General features: G+C 62.7%; 15 protein-coding genes. 9 read left to right on the forward strand and 6 right to left on the reverse strand.

Annotated features, from left to right (window positions below; genetic code table 11):
* Positions 1–11: 11 nt before the first annotated feature.
* Positions 12–659: an enterobactin synthase subunit EntD gene (gene entD, locus V1566_RS08750; RefSeq protein WP_395305629.1), complete on the reverse strand. Its 648-nt coding sequence runs from the start codon at positions 657–659 to the stop codon at positions 12–14.
* A gap of 80 nt (positions 660–739) precedes the next feature.
* On the reverse strand, positions 740–2,989 hold the full coding sequence (locus V1566_RS08755) for a TonB-dependent siderophore receptor (protein WP_395305630.1): 2,250 nt from the start codon (positions 2,987–2,989) through the stop codon (positions 740–742).
* 146 nt (positions 2,990–3,135) lie between these two features.
* On the opposite strand from V1566_RS08755, the gene fes reads away from it, so the two are divergent.
* The 3 genes from fes to entF are packed head-to-tail and all read left to right on the forward strand — an operon-like array spanning position 3,136 to position 8,412.
* Positions 3,136–4,335, forward strand: a complete 1,200-nt coding sequence (gene fes, locus V1566_RS08760) for an enterochelin esterase (RefSeq protein WP_395305631.1) — start codon at positions 3,136–3,138, stop codon at positions 4,333–4,335.
* Positions 4,336–4,345: 10 nt separating this feature from the next.
* Complete coding sequence (locus V1566_RS08765) at positions 4,346–4,558, forward strand: MbtH family protein (RefSeq protein WP_395305632.1); 213 nt, start codon at positions 4,346–4,348, stop codon at positions 4,556–4,558.
* On the forward strand, positions 4,555–8,412 hold the full coding sequence (gene entF, locus V1566_RS08770; RefSeq protein WP_395305633.1) for an enterobactin non-ribosomal peptide synthetase EntF: 3,858 nt from the start codon (positions 4,555–4,557) through the stop codon (positions 8,410–8,412). Before V1566_RS08765 ends, entF begins: the two co-directional genes overlap by 4 nt.
* Before the next feature lie 70 nt (positions 8,413–8,482).
* On the opposite strand, the gene fepC is transcribed toward entF, so the two are convergent.
* From fepC to fepD, 3 genes are read right to left on the reverse strand one after another with little or no spacing between them, the layout of a single operon-like run.
* The gene (gene fepC, locus V1566_RS08775; protein ID WP_395305634.1) at positions 8,483–9,277 is read right to left on the reverse strand and encodes an iron-enterobactin ABC transporter ATP-binding protein; all 795 of its coding nucleotides are present in this window, start codon (positions 9,275–9,277) and stop codon (positions 8,483–8,485) included.
* Entirely contained in the window at positions 9,274–10,263 is a 990-nt protein-coding gene (gene fepG, locus V1566_RS08780; protein WP_395305969.1) for an iron-enterobactin ABC transporter permease, read from the reverse strand. The genes fepC and fepG overlap by 4 nt, the downstream gene beginning before the upstream one ends.
* Positions 10,263–11,267: a Fe(3+)-siderophore ABC transporter permease gene (fepD, locus tag V1566_RS08785; protein ID WP_395305635.1), complete on the reverse strand. Its 1,005-nt coding sequence runs from the start codon at positions 11,265–11,267 to the stop codon at positions 10,263–10,265. Before fepD ends, fepG begins: the two co-directional genes overlap by 1 nt.
* A gap of 108 nt (positions 11,268–11,375) precedes the next feature.
* Here fepD and entS point away from each other — a divergent pair, with 108 nt between their 5' ends.
* Positions 11,376–12,614, forward strand: a complete 1,239-nt coding sequence (gene entS, locus V1566_RS08790) for an enterobactin transporter EntS (protein ID WP_395305636.1) — start codon at positions 11,376–11,378, stop codon at positions 12,612–12,614.
* 77 nt (positions 12,615–12,691) lie between these two features.
* Here the strand turns inward: entS and fepB are convergent, their stop codons facing one another.
* The gene (gene fepB / locus V1566_RS08795) at positions 12,692–13,651 is read right to left on the reverse strand and encodes a Fe2+-enterobactin ABC transporter substrate-binding protein (protein ID WP_395305637.1); all 960 of its coding nucleotides are present in this window, start codon (positions 13,649–13,651) and stop codon (positions 12,692–12,694) included.
* A 188-nt stretch (positions 13,652–13,839) separates the two neighbouring features.
* Here fepB and entC point away from each other — a divergent pair, with 188 nt between their 5' ends.
* Genes entC through entH form a run of 5 tightly spaced genes read left to right on the forward strand, consistent with a single transcriptional unit; the run spans position 13,840 to position 18,666 of the window.
* On the forward strand, positions 13,840–15,015 hold the full coding sequence (gene entC, locus V1566_RS08800; protein ID WP_395305638.1) for an isochorismate synthase EntC: 1,176 nt from the start codon (positions 13,840–13,842) through the stop codon (positions 15,013–15,015).
* Positions 15,016–15,024: 9 nt separating this feature from the next.
* Positions 15,025–16,635: a (2,3-dihydroxybenzoyl)adenylate synthase EntE gene (entE, locus tag V1566_RS08805; protein WP_395305639.1), complete on the forward strand. Its 1,611-nt coding sequence runs from the start codon at positions 15,025–15,027 to the stop codon at positions 16,633–16,635.
* 10 nt (positions 16,636–16,645) lie between these two features.
* Positions 16,646–17,500, forward strand: a complete 855-nt coding sequence (locus V1566_RS08810; RefSeq protein ID WP_395305640.1) for an isochorismatase family protein — start codon at positions 16,646–16,648, stop codon at positions 17,498–17,500.
* Positions 17,500–18,252 (forward strand): 2,3-dihydro-2,3-dihydroxybenzoate dehydrogenase EntA, encoded by a 753-nt coding sequence (entA, locus tag V1566_RS08815; protein WP_395305641.1) that lies wholly within the window; start codon positions 17,500–17,502, stop codon positions 18,250–18,252. Before V1566_RS08810 ends, entA begins: the two co-directional genes overlap by 1 nt.
* Positions 18,253–18,666 (forward strand): proofreading thioesterase EntH, encoded by a 414-nt coding sequence (gene entH, locus V1566_RS08820; protein ID WP_395305642.1) that lies wholly within the window; start codon positions 18,253–18,255, stop codon positions 18,664–18,666.
* Positions 18,667–18,734 lie beyond the last annotated feature (68 nt).

Raw genomic sequence — 18,734 nt, forward strand, 5'->3', positions numbered from 1 at the left:
GCGCAGCGCCATCAGGCTTTTAGCAGCGTCCACACGTTCCCATCATTATTCTGCCAGACGAGGGTGAAGCGGTTACCCTCAGGATATTCTCCAGCCGGGCGCGAAAGCGCCAGCGTGATGGTTTTTTCCGTTACCTCTGTGACTCTCGCACACTCAAAACCCATGTAAATCTTCACCCGCGGGTAGAGCGCCTTAAACAAACTCTCTTTGGCGCTAAAAGCGAGCGTCAACGCCAGCGCAAAAGGGTAGCCCGAGCGCTTCAGGCAGATCGCTTCCTGTGCATCAACGATGCCGTCCTGGATTTCGCGGGCTTCAGGGTCTGGAAGAATGGCTTCGCAATCAATACCCACCAGCGCATCTGGATGACGGACGGCAAGCGCCATCGCCTGCGTGCCGCAGTGGGTGATGCTGCCCGAAACCCCTTCCGGCCAGAGCGGTTCGCCGCTGGGGCCGATGCCGGGAACGGTGCGATCGGGTAAGGCATGCGCGGCGGCGATGCGTCCGGCAAGATGTTCGGCTTTGCGTTTACGTCCGGCGTCAGCCAGCTGCGCGTGGTGGGGAAGCCAGAAGAGATCGGCGTCGGTGAAGGTCGTGGGATCAAAGGTGACGCGATGGACGGTGTGGCCGGCGAGAATGAACGTGCTGTGGGTGGTGTGCATGTTTTTCCTCTTTAATTGTACGGCCTGATGCCCTCACCCCGGCCCTCTCCCACAGGGAGAGGGGGGAGTTCCTGCCTGTATCAGAAACGCGTATTCACGCTCATGTACCAGGTGCGACCCGGTTCATTATACGTATACGCACCCGCACCGTACATATACGCACCGGTGGTGGCATTTCCGGTTGTCTGGGCATTACCCGCGCGCCACTGGCGCTTGTCGAAGACATTGTCCACGCCGCCGGTCAGGCTGACGTTTTTGGTCATGTCCCACGTCGCGCTCAGGCCAACGATGCTGTACGGGCTGACTTCGTCTTTCTCAGACCCGGTCACAGGCTGGCCTTTGTAGTTGTACTTCTTCGGCTGCTGCTTGCCGTACCAGGTAAAGGTCGACTGGAGCGATACGTCCTGATGTACCTGCCAGCTCAGGGTTGAGTTCAGCGTGTACTCCGGAATGATCGACAGACGGTCGCCGGTCTCCTTGTTCTTGCTCTGCAGCATCCAGGTGATGTTGTTGGTCCAGTTGATCGTGTCGCTGACCGGCACGTTCAGGGAGCCTTCCAGCCCTTCGACGACCGCTTTCGGCACGTTTTCCCACTGGTAGATATCCGTCTGCACTTTACCGGAAGAGGTGTGACCAATCGGCGCGTAGCCCGCTTCAATTTTGTCGCGATAGTCGTTGCGGAACCAGGTCACGCCCGCCAGCCAGCCGTCGCGTTTCCACTCCAGACCAATCTCTTTGTTGATGCTGGTTTCCGCTTTCAGGTCGTCGTTGCCCATCATGTAGCAGCCCACGCCGTCACCGCTGGCGTAGCAGCCCTGGCCTTTGCTGTACAGCAGGTAGTTCGGGTTGGTCTGGTACAGGCTTGGCGCTTTGTAGGCGCGCGCGATCCCCATCTTCAGCGTAAAGTCATCGCCCAGACCCTGCGACAGGTTGAGCGACGGGCTCCAGTTGTTGCCGACGATGGTGTGATGGTCGAAGCGCAGCGCCGGGGTCAGCATGGTGCTGTCGGTCAGCTCCATGTTGTTTTCAGCGAACAGGGAGAAGATCTCCGCTGAGGTGTACGGGCTACGATCGTTACTCATGCCCGGAATGGTGCCGCCCTGCTGGGTTTGCGTAAAGGAGGTCGAGTCCTTCATGCGCTGCTGGTTCCACTCGGTGCCCAGCGTCAGGTTCTGGTTGACGATGAAATCAATCGGCAGGTTGATTTCGCTGTGCAGCATCACGTCGGCCAGGTCGGTGTCGGTGAATTTATTGCTGTTGAACAATCCTTCCAGACCGCCCGCCAGCCCTTCGCCCAGACGCGAGTTGCGGGTGTGTTCGTACTGCGCCCAGTTGCTGGTGGTAATGCCGTTATCCCAGCCGCCGTTCCAGGTCACCGCAAAGTTCTGACGATAAATACGGTTAGTTTCTTTGCCGTAGTTTTTCTTCACCAGTCCGCTGGAGCTGTTGTCGTTGTTGGTGTTCTGGGTATCGCCCGCGTAGAGGTTGTTCTGGCGGCTGTAGCCGGCTTCAAACTCCAGGGACTGCATTGGCGCAAAGTCCCAGCGCACCACGCCGTTGATGTCTTTGTTTTCCACACCCTCACGGCCCGCCGGCAGCGTGTCGGCGTAGGCGCCGGTACGGTCAGACTGATGGCCCTGGTTAATGTCCCATGCGTCGGCCTGGGTTTTGTCCAGGTTGCCGAACATGCGGAAGCTGAAGTCGCCGCCCAGCGGCCCGCTCAGGCTGAAGTTGGTGCGTTTGGTGGAGCCTTCGTCCTTGTGTTCTGGCGCGTTCAGGTAGGTGTTCCAGGAACCGTGCCACTGGTCGTCGAATTTTTTGGTGATGATGTTCACCACGCCCCCTGCCGCACCGTTGCCGTAGCGCGCGGCCGCCGGGCCGCGGATCACTTCGATGCGTTCGATCATCTCCGGCGGCACCCAGCCGGTATCACCGCGGGTGTCGCGCTCGCCGCGCCAGCCCAGACGGATGGAGTTACGGCTGGTTACCGGCTTGCCGTCGATCAGGATCAGCGTGTTTTCCGGCCCCATGCCGCGGATATCAATCTGACGGTTATTCCCGCGCTGGCCGCTGGTGGAGTTTCCGGTCAGGTTAACGCCCGGCATGGTGCGGATGATTTCAGCCACGTCCCGTGCGGGCGGGTTTTTGCGGATCTCATCGGCGGTGATGGTTGACACGCCCGGCGCCTGTAAATTCTGTTCGGCGGCGGTGATCACCATCGTATCTTCGTGCTGCGCAGAGGCGGTCTTGTCGTCTGCCATAGCGGGCAGCGCGACACCATAAATCCCTAAATTGACCAGCAAGGCCAGAGAGTGAATCTTCTTATTCATTGTACGTCCCGCTTTTATGGTTATTTAATGAGCGCGCTTCCCACAGCGCGGGCATTACGCTATTGCAAATGCAAATAGTTATCAATAATATTATCAATAAAATTTGTCCTGAAACAAAAAAGTCTGTTAAACATGAGGTTATAAGGGTGACGGCGTTAACAACGGGAAGTGAAGCCTGGTGGCAGTCGAAAAACGGGCCAGAATGGGAACGTCTGAAGGCGAGCTATCGCGTCACCTTCTGGTGGCGTGACCCGGCAGGAACGCAGAAAACGTCAGCAGTTAAACGCGTCTGGCTCTACGTTACCGGCGTGACCGATCACCATCAAAATGCCCGCCCGCAGTCCCTTGAGCGCATCCCGGACACCGACGTCTGGCAGTGGCAGGGCGAGTTCAGCCCCGAGTGGCGCGGGAGCTACTGTTTTATCCCTTCTGTGAATGAAAATGATTTTGCCAGCGCAGTGTTTGAAGGCGCGCAGCCGGACCGCATGGCGCTACGCGAGGGCTGGCGCAAGCTGCTGCCGCACGCGGTCTCCGACCCGCTGAATCCGCTGAGCTGGCGCGGAGGGCGCGGTCACGCCGTCTCGGCGCTGGAGATGCCGGACGCGCCCGTTCAGCCCGGCTGGGAGCGTCCCGATACGCCGTATCAGCCGCCTGTCTGCATTGAGTGGAACAGCGCGCGTCTGAACAACCGCCGCCGCGTGTGGATTTTTACCACCGGCGATGACGACCCCGAGCGCCCGCTGGCGGTGCTGCTCGACGGGCAGTTCTGGGCCGAAAGCATGCCGGTCTGGCCCGCGCTGGCCTCGCTTACCGCCGAGCGCAAACTGCCGCCTGCGGTCTACGTATTAATTGATGCGATCGACACAGAACACCGCAGCCGGGAACTGCCCTGTAATCCCGATTTCTGGCTGGCGGTGCAGGAAGAACTTCTCCCGCTCGTAAAAAATCTCGCGCCATTTAGCGACCGCGCCGACCGTACCGTAGTGGCGGGCCAGAGCTTTGGCGGACTCTCTTCGCTTTATGCTGGCCTCAACTGGCCGCAGCGTTTTGGCTGCGTGCTGAGCCAGTCCGGCTCGTACTGGTGGCCGCACCGCGGCGGGCAGCAGGACGGGTGCCTCATCGAACAGCTCAGAGCGGGTGAGCTAGCCGCGAGCGGGCTACGTATCGTTCTTGAGGCCGGGCGCAACGAGCCGCTGATTTTCAATGCCAATCAGGCGATTTACGCCGAACTACGCGCGCAGCAGCAGGTTTCCTGGCGTCAGGTTGACGGTGGACACGATGCGCTTTGCTGGCGCGGTGGGCTGACGCAGGGGCTGATGACCCTCTGGCAGCCGCTCATTCAATAACGGAGTCTGTATGGAATTCAGCAATCCTTTCGATAATCCGCAGGGACAGTTCGCCATTTTGCAAAACGACCAGGGGCAGTACAGCCTGTGGCCGCAGCAGTGCGAACTGCCGGCGGGGTGGCGCGTGGTGTGCGAAGCGCAGTCTCAGGAGGCGTGCCAGCAGTGGCTGGCCGGGCACTGGCACACGCTTGAACCGTCCCATTTTGCGGAGGGGAGCGCATGAACCGTCTTCCTCTCGTCGCCGCCCAGCCGGGTATCTGGATGGCGGAACAGCTGTCCTCCCTGCCAAACGCCTGGAGCGTGGCGCACTACACCGAACTGAAAGGCGATATCGACGCGCCATTGCTGGCAAAAGCCATCGCTGAAGGCATGATGCAGGCCGATACCCTGCGGATGCGTTTTGCCGAGGATAACGGCGAGGTGTGGCAGTGGGTGGATGACACCTTCGTTCTGGCGGAGCCGTCCATCGTTCGCGCTACCTCTCACGACGACGCCGTGGCGCTGATGGAGGCCGATCTTAACCAGAACCTGCGCGTCGACAGCGGGCAGCCGCTGGCGTTTCACCAGCTGATTCAGGTGGGGGAAAACCACTGGTACTGGTATCAGCGCTATCACCATCTGGTGGTGGATGGCTTTAGCTTCCCGGCCATTACCCGCCAGATCGCCGTGATTTATACCGCCTGGAAAAAGGGTGAACCGACGCCTGCATCCCCGTTTACGCCGTTTGCCGAAGTAGTGGATGAGTATCAGCGCTATCGCGACAGCGAGGCATACGCGCGCGACGGTGCCTTCTGGGCAGAGCAGCGCAAGCAGCTTCCTTCTCCGGTCTCGCTCTCTTCCGCGCCGCTGCCGGGACGCGCCGCCACTACCGACATTCTGCGCCTGAAAATTGCAATGGACGGCCGGGCCTTTAGCCAGCTTGCACAGGCGGCAGGGCAGGCGCAGCGCACCGATCTGGCGCTTGCGCTGGTGGCGCTGTGGCTGGGCCGCCTCACCGGACGGCTGGACTACGCCGCCGGGTTTATCTTTATGCGCCGCATGGGCTCCGCCGCGCTCACCGCGACCGGGCCGGTGCTCAACGTCCTGCCGCTGGCGGTGAATATCAACCCGCAGGAGAGCCTGCCGGAGCTGGCGCTGCGCCTGGCGAACCAGCTGAAAAAAATGCGCCGTCACCAGCGCTACGACGCCGAGCAAATCGTGCGCGACGGCGGGCGTGCCGCAGGCGACGAAGCGCTGTTTGGCCCGGTGCTGAACGTCAAGGTGTTCGACTATCAGCTCGATATCGACGGCGTGGAGGCCATCACCCACACGCTGGCAACCGGCCCGGTGAACGATCTGGAGCTGGCGCTGTTCCCGGACGAGCAGGGTGGCTTGAGCATTGAGATCCTCGCCAATAAACAGCGTTACGATGAAGCGACGCTTTCCCGTCACGTCGCGCGTCTGAACGCGATGCTGCTGCAGTTTGCGGCCAACCCTGACCTGCGCTGCGGCGAAGTGGAAACCGTTTCGGAGCAGGAATACGCTCAGTTGGCCCGCATCAATGATACCGGGCTGGCGCTGCCGTCCACCACGCTGGCGGATCTGGTGGCGGAGCAGGCGAGCAAAACGCCGGACGCCCCCGCGCTGGCGGATGCGCATATTGAACTTAGCTATCGTCAGATGCGCGAGCAGGTGGTCGCGCTGGCAAACCTGCTGCGCGCGCGCGGCGTGAAGCCGGGCGACAGCGTGGCGGTGGCACTCCCGCGCTCGGTGTTCCTGACGCTGGCGCTGCACGGCATCGTTGAGGCCGGCGCCGCGTGGCTGCCGCTCGACACCGGCTACCCGGACGACCGTCTGCGGATGATGCTGGAAGATGCCAAACCTTCGTTGCTCATTACCACCGACGAACAGCGTTCGCGCTTTAGCGATCTGCCGATTAGTTCGTTTAGTTACAACACACTGTTACCGGCTGCGGATGCGGAACCGCTGCGGCTGGCGAAGCCGGAGCAGACCGCGTACATCATCTTTACCTCCGGTTCGACGGGTCGGCCGAAAGGGGTCATGGTCGGCCATACCGCCATCGTTAACCGCCTGAAGTGGATGCAGGACCATTACCCGCTGGACGCGACGGACGTGGTGGCGCAGAAAACGCCGTGCAGCTTTGACGTGTCGGTGTGGGAGTTCTGGTGGCCGTTTATCGCCGGGGCGAAGCTGGTGATGGCGGAGCCGGACGCGCACCGCGATCCGCAGGCGATGCAGAGCTTCTTCGCGCAGTACGGCGTGACCACCACCCACTTCGTGCCGTCGATGCTGGCCGCCTTTGTCGCCTCGCTGACGCCGGAAAACGCGGCGTGCTGCAAAACCCTAAAGCAGGTGTTCTGCAGCGGCGAAGCGCTGCCTACCGGGCTGTGCCGCGAGTGGGAAGAGCTGACTCATGCGCCGCTGCACAACCTCTATGGTCCAACCGAAGCGGCGGTGGACGTGAGCTGGTATCCGGCGTTTGGCCCCGAGCTGGCGGCGGTGGAGGGCAACAGCGTGCCGATCGGCTTCCCGGTGTGGAACACGGGGCTGCGCATTCTGGACGCGATGATGCGCCCGGTGCCGTTCGGCGTGGCCGGCGATCTTTATCTCACCGGCATTCAGCTGGCGCAGGGGTATCTGGGCCGTCCGGACCTCACCGCCAGCCGCTTTATTGCCGACCCGTTTGCCCCCGGCGAGCGCATGTACCGCACCGGTGACGTTGCCCGCTGGCTGGACCACGGCGCGGTGGAATATCTCGGCCGCAGCGACGATCAGCTGAAAATTCGCGGCCAGCGCATCGAGCTGGGCGAAATCGACCGGGCGATGCTGTCGCTGCCGGACGTGGCCCAGGCCGTGGCGCACGCCTGCGTGTTCAACCAGGCGGCGGCCACCGGCGGCGATGCCCGCCAGCTGGTGGGCTACGTGGTTTCCGAATCCGGCTTACCGCTGGATCGCGACACGCTGCTGGAAGCACTTAAAGCTCAGCTGCCGCCGCACATGGTGCCGGTGGTGCTGCTGCAAATCAGCGCGCTGCCGCTCAGCGCGAACGGCAAGCTCGACCGCAAGGCGCTGCCGCTGCCGGAGCTGACGAGTAAAACCTCCGGCCGCGCGCCGGAGACGGAAACCGAAGCCGTCGTCGCGCAGGCGTTTGCGGCGCTGCTGGGCTGCGAGGTCAACGACGTTGAGGCCGACTTCTTTGCCCTCGGCGGCCACTCGCTGCTGGCGATGCGCCTGGCGGCACAGCTTAGCCGCGCGTTCGAGCGTAAGGTGACGCCGGGGCAGATTATGGTCGCCTCGACGGTGAGTAAGCTCAGCGCGCTGCTGGACTCGCAGATGAGCGACGAGCAGGCGCAGCGTCTGGGGTATGAAACACTTCTTCCGCTGAGGGAAGGCGACGGCCCGACGCTGTTCTGCTTCCATCCGGCGTCCGGCTTTGCCTGGCAGTTTAGCGTGCTGGCGCGCTACCTCAGCCCGCGCTGGTCGATTACCGGCATTCAGTCGCCGCGCCCGGACGGGCCGATGCAGCAGCGTGCGGATCTGGATGGAGTCATTGAGCACCACCTGGCTACGCTGCGTCAGCAGCAGCCGCAGGGGCCGTATTATCTGTTCGGCTATTCCCTCGGCGGTACGCTGGCGCAGGGCATTGCGGCGCGTCTGCGCGCGCAGGGTGAAGAGGTCGCGTTCCTCGGCCTGCTGGATACCTGGCCGCCCGAAACCCAGAACTGGGCGGAGAAAGAGGCCAACGGTCTCGACCCGGAGGTGCTGGTGGAAATCGAGCGCGAGCGTCAGGCGTTTATCGCTGCCCAGCAGGGGCAGGGCTCCAGCGAGCTGTTTAACGCTATCGAAGGCAACTACGCCGACGCGGTACGGCTGCTCACCACGGCGCACAGCGCGCGGTTTGACGGCAAAGCGACGCTGTTTGTCGCCGAGCGCACCCGAACGATGGATCCGCTGGTCGCCTGGGCGCCGTGGGTGGCGGAGCTTGAGGTGTACAGCCAGGACTGCGCCCACGTGGATATCATTTCACCGCAGGCGTTTGAGAAGATAGGGCCGGTGTTGAGAGAGTTATTGGGATAACGTCAAAAGCGCCGGATGGCGGGCGCAGAATAGAATGTAGGCCGGGTAAGGCGTAGCCGCCACCCGGCAATTACCGCCGACCCAACGGCACCACCAGCGGCGTGCCCGCCACCGGATCGTTAATAATCATGCAGCGCATGCCGTAGATCCGCTCGATAAGCTCCGGCGTCACAATCTCTTTCGGCGCACCCTGCGCCACAATCTCACCGTCTCGCAAGGCAATCAGATGCGTGGCGTAGCGGCACGCCTGGTTTAAATCGTGCAGCACCGCCGCCAGGGTATACCCCTGCGTGCGGTTCAGCTCCCTCAGCAGCTCCAGCAGATCAATCTGATGGCTGATGTCGAGCCAGGTCGTCGGCTCGTCCAGCAGCATGATGGCGGTCTCCTGCGCCAGCACCATCGCGATCCACGCGCGCTGGCGCTGCCCGCCGGAGAGGGTGTCCACGCTCTGCTGGGCCAGATCGGTAATCCCCGTTGCTACCATCGCGCGGCTGACCGCCTCGTCATCTTCCTTGCGCCAGCGGGTAAACAGCGGCTGGTGCGGGTAGCGTCCGCGCGAGACCAGCTCCTGCACCGTGATGTCCCCCGGCGTGGTGGCGTTCTGCGCCAGCAGCCCGATGCGCCTCGCCACCTCTTTGCTGGCGAAGCGCTGGATCTGCTCGCCGTCGAGGAAAACGCTGCCCTCAACCGGCGTCATCAGGCGGCTCAGCGTGCGCAGAAGGGTCGACTTACCGCAGCCGTTCGGCCCGATGATTGCCGTAAAGTGGCCGTCGGGTATAGCAACGGTTAAATCACGGGCAATGATTTTTTTGCCGTAGCCGAGGGTAAGGTTTTCGCCGCGCAAGCGGGTGGTTGAATCTGTCATTTCCTGCGTGACTCCTGAACGAGCAAGACGATGAGGTAAATCCCGCCGAGGCTGACGGTCACCACGCCCACCGGCAGTTGATAAGGCATAAACAGCCGCTGGGCGCAAAGATCGGCGGCCAGCAGCAGCAGCGCGCCGCACAGCGCCGCCTGGGTTAAGCCCCAGCGCGCCGTCCCGCTAAGACGACGGGCGATGTGCGGTGCCACGAGGGCGATAAACGAGATCGGCCCGGCGATGGCGGTGGAGGCGGCAGTCAGCAGTACGGCGACCAGCATCAGCATCAGGCGCGAGCGTTCGACGCCCACGCCCAGCGCGCAGGCGCTGTCGTCGCCCATCTCCAGCAGACGCATACGCCGCACCAGCAGCCGCGCGCCAATAAACATCAGCAAAATCAGCGGCGCGGCGGGCCAGGTTTTGCCCCACGTCAGGCCGTTGAGGGAACCGGCGTACCACAGCCCGGCAGAGAGCGCGGTTTCCAGCGAGGCCTGCAGTAAAAGCCAGGTGTTAAAGGCCATCAGCATGGCGCGGATGCCGATCCCGATGATGATCAGGCGGAAGGTGTCGATGCCGTTGCGCCAGGCCAGCGCCCAGATCAGTAAGGACGTCAGAATGCCGCCCGCCATTGCCGTAAAGGTAATGGCCGTCAGGTGCTGACCAAACAGCACCATCGCCACCAGCACGCCGCTCCAGGCCCCGGTGTTGAGGCCCATCACGTCCGGGCTGCCGAGCGGGTTGCGCATCAGCGACTGGAATATCGCACCGCTCACGCCGAGCGCCGCGCCGACCAGAATCGCCATCGCCACGCGCGGCAGTCGCCACTCCGTCACCACCATGGTGATATTGCGCGGCGCGCTGCCGAGCAGGGCGTTAAACACCTGCGCAAAATCGAGCGTCACCGCGCCGCTGCGCAGGCTCCAGACTGCCAGCAGCAGAATGGCGATAAGCAGCAGCGAGACGCTGGTGAGTAAACGACGGGACGGGGCCATCATGCGCCACCTCCGCGTTTACGGCGAACCAGGAAGATCAGCACCGGCGCGCCGATAAAGGCGCTGACCACCGAGACGCGCAGCTCGCCGGGAACCAGCAGGCGGCCCAGAACGTCGGCAAACAGCAGCAGGGCAGGGGTGGCCAGCAGCGTCACCGGCAGCGACCAGCGGTGATCCGCCCCCACCAGCCAGCGCGCCATGTGCGGCATCATCAGGCCAATAAAGGCGATCGGGCCGACCACCGCGGTCGCGCTGCCGCACAGTACGGTGATGGCGAGCAGACCAATCAGCTGCGTGCGCGCTACCCGATTGCCGAGGGCAGTCGCGGTGTCGCTGCCGAGGCTCAGGCTGTTGAGCGATCGGCTTAAAAACAGCGCCACGGCGGCAGCCATGATGACTGGGATCGCCACCACTTTTAGGGTTTCAAGGGTGCGGATATCCAGCGAACCGGCCTGCCAGAAGCGCAGCTGGTCGTAGACGTCCGGGTTGAGCAGGGCGATGCCGTTGGACAAGCCCTCCAGCACCGCCGCGAGCGCCACTCCCGCCAGCGTTAAACGTACCGGACTCAGCTGCCCGCCGCCCTGGCTGCCGGTAAAGGCCACCACCAGCGAGGCGGCCAGCGCGCCGCAAAAGGCCATGACCAGCTGCTCGGACGGAGAGGTCAATCCGAACAGCGCCGCGCCGAGCACGATGGCAAAGCTGGCGCCGGAGTTAACGCCGAGAATACCGGGGTCCGCCAGCGGGTTACGGGTAAGGGTTTGCATCAGGGCACCGGCAAGGCCGAGCGCGCCACCTGCCAGCAATCCGGCAAGCGTGCGGGGCAGTCGGGCGTCGAGCACGATAATGCAGTCAGCGCTCTGGCAGGTGCCGGAGAGCGCATCAACGATAACGGACGCGGGCAGCGGCTTCGCGCCGACCAGCAGGCTGAGTGCAACCGCAAGGCTCAGGAGCAGCAGTAAAACGGGCACGGCAACGGCGCGCACCGCAGAAGAGGAAAACGACATAGCAACATCCATGATTTGATAATGATAGTGATTATCGTTATCTATCTTATTTGGCTATGTTAGCATGTGCGCCCATGGAAAGGGTAGAAATAGACTCAAGGCTTTGTCATGAATCAAAAATCCTGGCTGCTCAATCTCAGCCTGCTGAAAACGCACCCGGCGTATCGCGCCGTTTTTATCGCTCGCTTTATCTCCATTTTGTCCCTCGGGCTGCTCGGCGTGGCCGTGCCGGTACAGATCCAGATCATGACGCACTCCAGCTGGCTGGTGGGGTTATCCGTCACCTTAACCGGCGGGGCGATGTTTATCGGCCTGATGGTCGGCGGCGTGCTGGCGGACCGCTACGAGCGTAAAAAGCTGATCCTGCTGGCGCGCGGCACCTGCGGCGTGGGGTTTATCGGGCTGTGTCTGAACGCGATGCTGCCGGAGCCGTCGCTGATTGCGATTTATGCCCTGGGGCTGTGGGACGGTTTCTTCGCCTCGCTGGGCGTGACGGCGCTGCTGGCGGCAACGCCCGCGCTGGTCGGGCGCGAGAACCTGATGCAGGCGGGGGCGATCACCATGCTCACCGTGCGCCTCGGCTCGGTGATTTCGCCGATGGTGGGCGGCCTGCTGCTGGCGACCGGCAACGTGGCGTGGAACTACGGACTGGCGGCGGCGGGAACCTTCATTACCACGCTGACCCTGCTGCGCCTGCCGCTGCTGCCGCCTCCGCCGCAGCCGCGCGAACATCCGCTGAAATCGTTGATGGCGGCCATTCGTTTTCTGTTCAGCAACCCGCTGATTGGCGGCATTGCACTGCTCGGCGGCCTGCTGACCATGGCGAGCGCCGTGCGCGTGCTGTACCCGGCATTAGCGGGAGAGTGGCAGATGAGCGCCTCGGAGATTGGCATTCTCTACGCCGCCATTCCGCTCGGCGCGGCGTGCGGGGCGCTGACCAGCGGCAACCTGGCGCAGAGCGCGCGTCCGGGGCTGATTATGCTGCTTGCCACGCTGGCCTCGTTTGTCGCCATTGGGTTCTTCAGCCTGATGCCGATGTGGGCGCTCGGGGTGCTGTGCCTGGTGATTTTCGGCTGGCTGAGCGCGATCAGCTCGCTTTTGCAGTACACGCTGATCCAGACCCAGACCCCGGAAGGGATGCTCGGGCGCATCAACGGCCTGTGGACCGCGCAGAACGTCACGGGGGATGCGATTGGCGCGGCGATCCTCGGCGGGCTGGGGGCGATAATGACCCCGGTGGCCTCGGCGAGCAGCAGCGGGTTTGCGTTAGCGATGGTGGGCGTGATTTTGTTGGCGGTATTGGCAGAATTGCGCCGATTCAGGCAGGAGAGCGTCTTGACCTTGTAGGTCGGGTAAGGCGTAGCCGCCACCCGACAAAACGCCCGGTGGCGCTGCGCTTACCGGGCCTACGGGGAACGTGCCACTTATTTAAAAATTGAATTTAAACGCTGCAACACCAACATCGCGCTGTAATAATCCAGACGGAACGTCTCCGTTCCCAGCGCCCAGACGCGCTTGTTCTTCACTGAAGGCAGATGCGCCAGCAGCGGGTTGGCGTAAATCGCATCCACGTCTTTCTGGTCGCCGGCAAACACAAACAGCCCTTCGCCGTTCAGCCCCGTCGCCAGGCTTTCCCCACCCAACTGAATAATGTCGTGGCGTTTGCCCTGGCTTTTGGAGGTCTGCAGCCCGGCGGGCAGCTCCGCCAGCGTAAAGCCCAGCTGGTGCAGCAGCTTGCCCTGCGCGGATTCCGCAGTCCACAGGTTGGCGCTGTGCGCGGCGGCGGTGTAGACGATGGCGTTCACCGGCTGCGGCGGCAACTTCATCTGCTCTTTCACCTGCGCGAGCTGTTTATCAAAGGCGGCAATGCGCTCTGCGGCCTGTTTTTCCTGACCGGTGATGGTACCCAGCTGGGTCAGCAGCGCCTGCCAGCTCTTATCGTCGTAGTTGATGATAAGCGTTGGCGCGATGGCGGAGAGCTGATCGTACAGCGCCAGCGCGGAATCCCCGCCGGTGGCGCTGATCAAAATCAGGTCCGGCATCTGGGCGGCAACCGCTTCGGCGCTCGGCTCGCCGATGTACAGCCGCGCGACCTTGCGCTGTTTAGCGATATCCCCCCACTGGCGCAGAAAACCCTGCTTATCCGCCACGCGGTTGTTCGGCGTGGTGGCGCCGCTGGCGACGACCGGGGCGTCAATCGCCAGCAGGGAGCCGGTTAAGGTCACGCTGGTGGAGACAATGCGCGTCGGCTTGCTCTCAAGCGTGTGAGCGCCGCGGCTGTCGGTCACCTGACGCGGCCACTCGGCGGCAGCGGCTGAGGCAAGTCCTAAAACAAAAAGTCCAGGTAAAAGCAGGGTATTACGGAATAGGGCAGGGAATTTCACAGCGCGACATCCTGTTTTCGTTGAAGATAATGCTTCTCATTTTCATGGCTACCGCGAAGGGATGCAAGCTTTTGTCGCACAAGTTATTTGCCCGACGGTTGACAGCGAAGCGATGTGGGATTAGGTTAGCCGACGAAAATATAAATGATAATCATTATTGCTTCTTTTATCATTTTGAGGAGGATGATATGGATACGTCCCTGGCTGAGGAAGTTCAGCACACCGCAACCACGCTGCAATCAGACAGCTTTTTCTTTATGTCGCCTTACCGCAGCTTTACCACGTCCGGCTGCTTTGCCCGCTTCAATGAACCCGCCGTCGGCGGCGACGATCCGGCGGGGCACTTCCAGCAGAAATTAGCTCAGGCCTTCCGGAATGCTAAAGCCAGCGGTATTGCTCACCCGGTGATGGTAGGGGCTATCCCGTTCGATACCCGCAAGCCGTCGTCGCTCTTTATTCCCGAACGCTGGCAGACGTTTTCTCGCCCGGCGCGTCAGCAGTCTTCACGCTATTTCTCCCGTGCGCAGTCACTGAATATCGAAAAACGTACCGAGATCCCCCCGCAGCCCGTGTTCGAAGAGATGGTCGCCCGCGCCGCGTCGCTGACCGCCACGCCGCAGGTGAACAAGGTCGTGCTGTCGCGCCTGATTGACATTGCGACCGACAAAAACATGGATAGCGGTGCGCTGATGGAGCGCCTGATCGCTCAGAACCCGGCGAGCTTTAACTTCCACGTGCCGCTGGAAGACGGCGGCGTGCTGCTGGGCGCAAGCCCGGAGCTGCTGCTGCGCAAAGAGGGCGCGCACTTTAGCTCGCTGCCGCTGGCAGGCTCGGCGCGTCGTCAGCCGGACGACGTATTAGATCGCGAAGCGGGCAATAAGCTGCTGGCCTCCGAAAAGGACCGTCACGAGCACGACCTGGTGACCCAGGCGATGAAAACGATTCTGGAACCGCGCAGTCATCACCTCAGCATGCCGTCTTCTCCGCAGCTGATCACCACCCCGACGCTGTGGCATCTGGCGACGCCGGTAGAAGGCGAGGCGCGTGAAAACGAAAACGCCCTGACGCTGGCCTGCCTGCTGCACCCGACGCCGGCACTGAGCGGTTTCCCGCATCAGGCGGCAAAAGATCTGATTGCCGAGCTGGAGCCGTTCGACCGCGAGCTGTTCGGCGGCATCGTCGGTTGGTGCGACAGCGAAGGCAACGGCGAGTGGGTGGTGACCATCCGCTGTGCGCGTCTGCATAAAAATACCGTTCGCCTGTTTGCCGGTGCGGGCATTGTGCCCGCCTCCTCGCCGGTGGGCGAGTGGCGCGAAACGGGCGTGAAGCTCTCCACCATGCTCAACGTGTTTGGTTTGCACTAAGGAAGACTCATGACCATCCCTTTTACCCGCTGGCCTGAGGCGTTTGCCCGCCGCTACCGTGAAAAAGGCTACTGGCAGGATCTGCCGCTGACCCACATCCTGACGGATCGCGCGGACAGCGATGCCGTGGCGATAATCGACGGCGAGCGGCACATCACCTACCGCGCGTTTAATCAGGCGGTGAACAACCTCGCGTCCGCCCTTCAGGCGCAGGGGCTGCGCCGCGGCGAGACCGCGCTGGTGCAGCTCGGCAACGTGGCCGAGTTCTACATCACCTTCTTCGCGCTGCTGCAAATCGGCGTCGCGCCGGTCAACGCGCTCTTTAGCCATCAGCGCAGCGAGCTGAACGCTTACGCGGAGCAGATCAAACCCGCCGTGCTGATTGCCGATCGCGACCACGCGCTGTTTGCGGGCGATGACTTTCTCAACGCCTTTGTGGATGCGCACCGCTCGGCACGCGTCGTACTCCTGCGCGGCGATAAGGCTGACCACGCCCTGGAAGCTGCGATTGCGCGTCCGGCGGACAACTTCATCCCGAACCCGACGCCCGCCGACGAGGTGGCCTTCTTCCAGCTTTCCGGCGGCAGCACCGGCACGCCGAAGCTGATCCCGCGCACGCATAATGATTACGACTACAGCATTCGCCGCAGCAACGAAATTTGCGGCATTACCGCTGAAACGCGTTACCTGAACGCGCTGCCCGCGGCGCATAACTACGCCATGAGCTCGCCGGGATCGTTAGGCGTTTTCACCGCGGGCGGCTGCGTGGTGCTGGCGAACGATCCGAGCGCCACGCTCTGCTTCCCGCTGATTGAACGGCATCAGATCAACGTTACCTCGCTGGTCCCCCCGGCGGTCAGCCTGTGGCTGCAGGCGATTGCCGACGGCGCGGGGAGCGCGCAGCTCACTTCCCTCAAGCTGCTACAGGTGGGGGGCGCACGCCTCTCCGCCACGCTCGCGGCGCGCATTCCGGTGGAAATCGGCTGCCAGCTTCAGCAGGTGTTCGGCATGGCGGAAGGGCTGGTGAACTACACCGCGCTCGACGACGCGCCGGAGCGCATCATCAACACCCAGGGCCGCCCGATGTGCCCGGACGACGAGGTGTGGGTGGCGGACGAGCACGGCAACCCGCTGCCGCGCGGAGAGGTCGGGCGTCTGATGACGCGCGGACCCTATACCTTCCGCGGCTATTTCAACAGCCCGGAACACAACGCCAGCGCCTTTGACGCCGACGGCTTTTACTGCTCTGGCGACCTAATTGCCATTGACGAGCAGGGCTACATCACCGTGCAGGGGCGCGAGAAGGATCAGATCAACCGCGGCGGCGAGAAGATCGCCGCCGAGGAGATCGAGAACCTGCTGCTGCGCCACGAGGCGGTGATCCACGCCGCGCTGGTGAGCATGGAGGACAGCCTGCTGGGCGAAAAAAGCTGCGCGTATCTGGTGGTGAAACAGCCCCTGCGTGCGGTCGAGGTGCGTCGCTTCCTGCGCGAGCAGGGCGTTGCCGAATTCAAGCTGCCGGACCGCGTGGAGAGCGTGGATGCGCTCCCGCTGACGCCGGTCGGCAAAGTCGATAAGAAACAGTTGCGCCTGTGGCTTGCTGAACGCGCCCGGGGCTGAGGAACAGAGTATGACCATTCCAAAATTAACCGCTTACGCGCTGCCGACCGCCGCAGAGCTGCCGACTAATAAAGTGAACTGGGCATTTGAGCCTGAACGTGCCGCGCTGTTGATCCACGATATGCAGGAATACTTCCTGAACTTCTGGGGCGAAAATAGCGCGATGATGCAGCAGGTGGTGGCGAACATCGCCAGACTGCGCGCGTACTGCAAAGAACATAACATTCCGGTTTACTACACCGCCCAGCCGAAAGAACAGAGCGACGAAGACCGCGCCCTGCTCAACGACATGTGGGGGCCGGGCCTGACCCGATCGCCGGAGCAGCAGCGTATCGTCGCTCAGCTGACGCCGGACGAAGCGGACACCGTGCTGGTGAAGTGGCGCTACAGCGCGTTTCACCGCTCGCCGCTGGAGCAGATGCTGAAAGAGACGGGTCGCAACCAGCTGCTGATTACCGGCGTGTATGCCCACATCGGCTGCATGACCACCGCCACCGATGCCTTTATGCGCGACATTAAACCGTTCTTTATTGCCGACGCGCTGGCGGATTTCACCCGCGACGAGCACCTGATGTCCCTTAACTACGTGGCCGGGCGCTCTGGCCGCGTGGTGATGACCGACGAGCTGCTGCCGTCCGTTCCTGCCTCAAAGGTGGCGCTGCGCGAGCTGATCCTGCCGCTGCTGGACGAGTCCGACGAGCCGATGGATGGCGAAAACCTGATCGACTACGGTCTGGACTCGGTGCGCATGATGGCCCTGGCCGCCCGCTGGCGAAAAGTGCATGGCGATATCGACTTCGTGATGCTGGCAAAAAATCCAACAATCGACGCCTGGTGGGCGCTGCTCTCCCGCGAGGTGAAGTAATGGGATTTGATTTCACCGGTAAAACCGTCTGGGTGACGGGGGCGGGTAAAGGCATTGGCTATGCGACGGCGCTGGCGTTCGCTGAGGCGGGCGCGCAGGTGACCGGCTTCGATCTGGCGTTTCCGCTGGGTGATTATCCGTTTACCACTGAAACGCTGGACGTGGCGGATGATGCGCAGGTCAGCGAGGTGTGTGGCCGTTTGCTTAATAGCCTTGAGCGTCTGGACGTGCTGGTCAACGCGGCGGGTATTCTGCGCATGGGGGCGACGGACCAGCTCTCGCTGGAGGACTGGCAGCAGACCTTCGCGGTCAACGTCGGCGGCGCGTTCAACCTGTTCCAGCAGACGATGGGCCAGTTCCGTCGTCAGCAGGGCGGCGCGATTGTGACGGTAGCGTCAGATGCGGCACACACGCCGCGCATCGGCATGAGCGCCTACGGCGCGTCGAAAGCGGCGCTGAAAAGCCTGGCATTGACCGTCGGGCTGGAGCTGGCAGGCAGCGGCGTGCGCTGTAATCTGGTGTCACCCGGCTCAACGGATACCGACATGCAGCGCACCCTGTGGAAAAGCGACGATGCGGAGCAGCAGCGTATTCGCGGCTTTGGCGAGCAGTTTAAGCTCGGCATTCCGCTCGGCAAAATCGCCCGCCCGCAGGAGATTGCCAGTACGGTGCTGTTCCTCGCCTCCGATGCCGCCAGCCATATCACCCTGCAGGATATCGTGGTGGACGGCGGCTCCACGCTGGGGGCGTAGATGATCTGGAAACGTCATGTACCGCTCGAGGAGCTGAACGCGACCAGCCTGAACACCCTGGTGGCGCATCTCGGCATCGTCTATACCCGCATCGGGGACGACACGCTGGAAGCGGAGATGCCGGTGGATGCGCGTACCCACCAGCCGTTTGGCCTGCTGCACGGTGGGGCCTCCGCGGCGCTGGCGGAAACGCTGGGCTCAATGGCCGGTTTTCTGATGACCCGCGACGGGCAGAGCGTGGTGGGCACGGAGCTGAACGCCACGCACCACCGCGCGGTCTCTCACGGAAAGGTGCGCGGGGTGTGCCAGCCGCTGCATCTGGGGCGGTCCAGCCAGAGCTGGGAGATTGTGGTATTCGACGAGCAGGGGCGGCGGTGCTGCACCTGCCGGTTGAGTACGATGGTGTTGGGCTAAGTGATTCTGCTGAAAGTGATCGGCTTAACAATGTGGTGTAAATCTCTGGTTTGACCACGCATTATTGC

The organism is Enterobacter sp. ECC-019 (assembly GCF_043974075.1).
Classification (GTDB): domain Bacteria; phylum Pseudomonadota; class Gammaproteobacteria; order Enterobacterales; family Enterobacteriaceae; genus Enterobacter; species Enterobacter asburiae_D.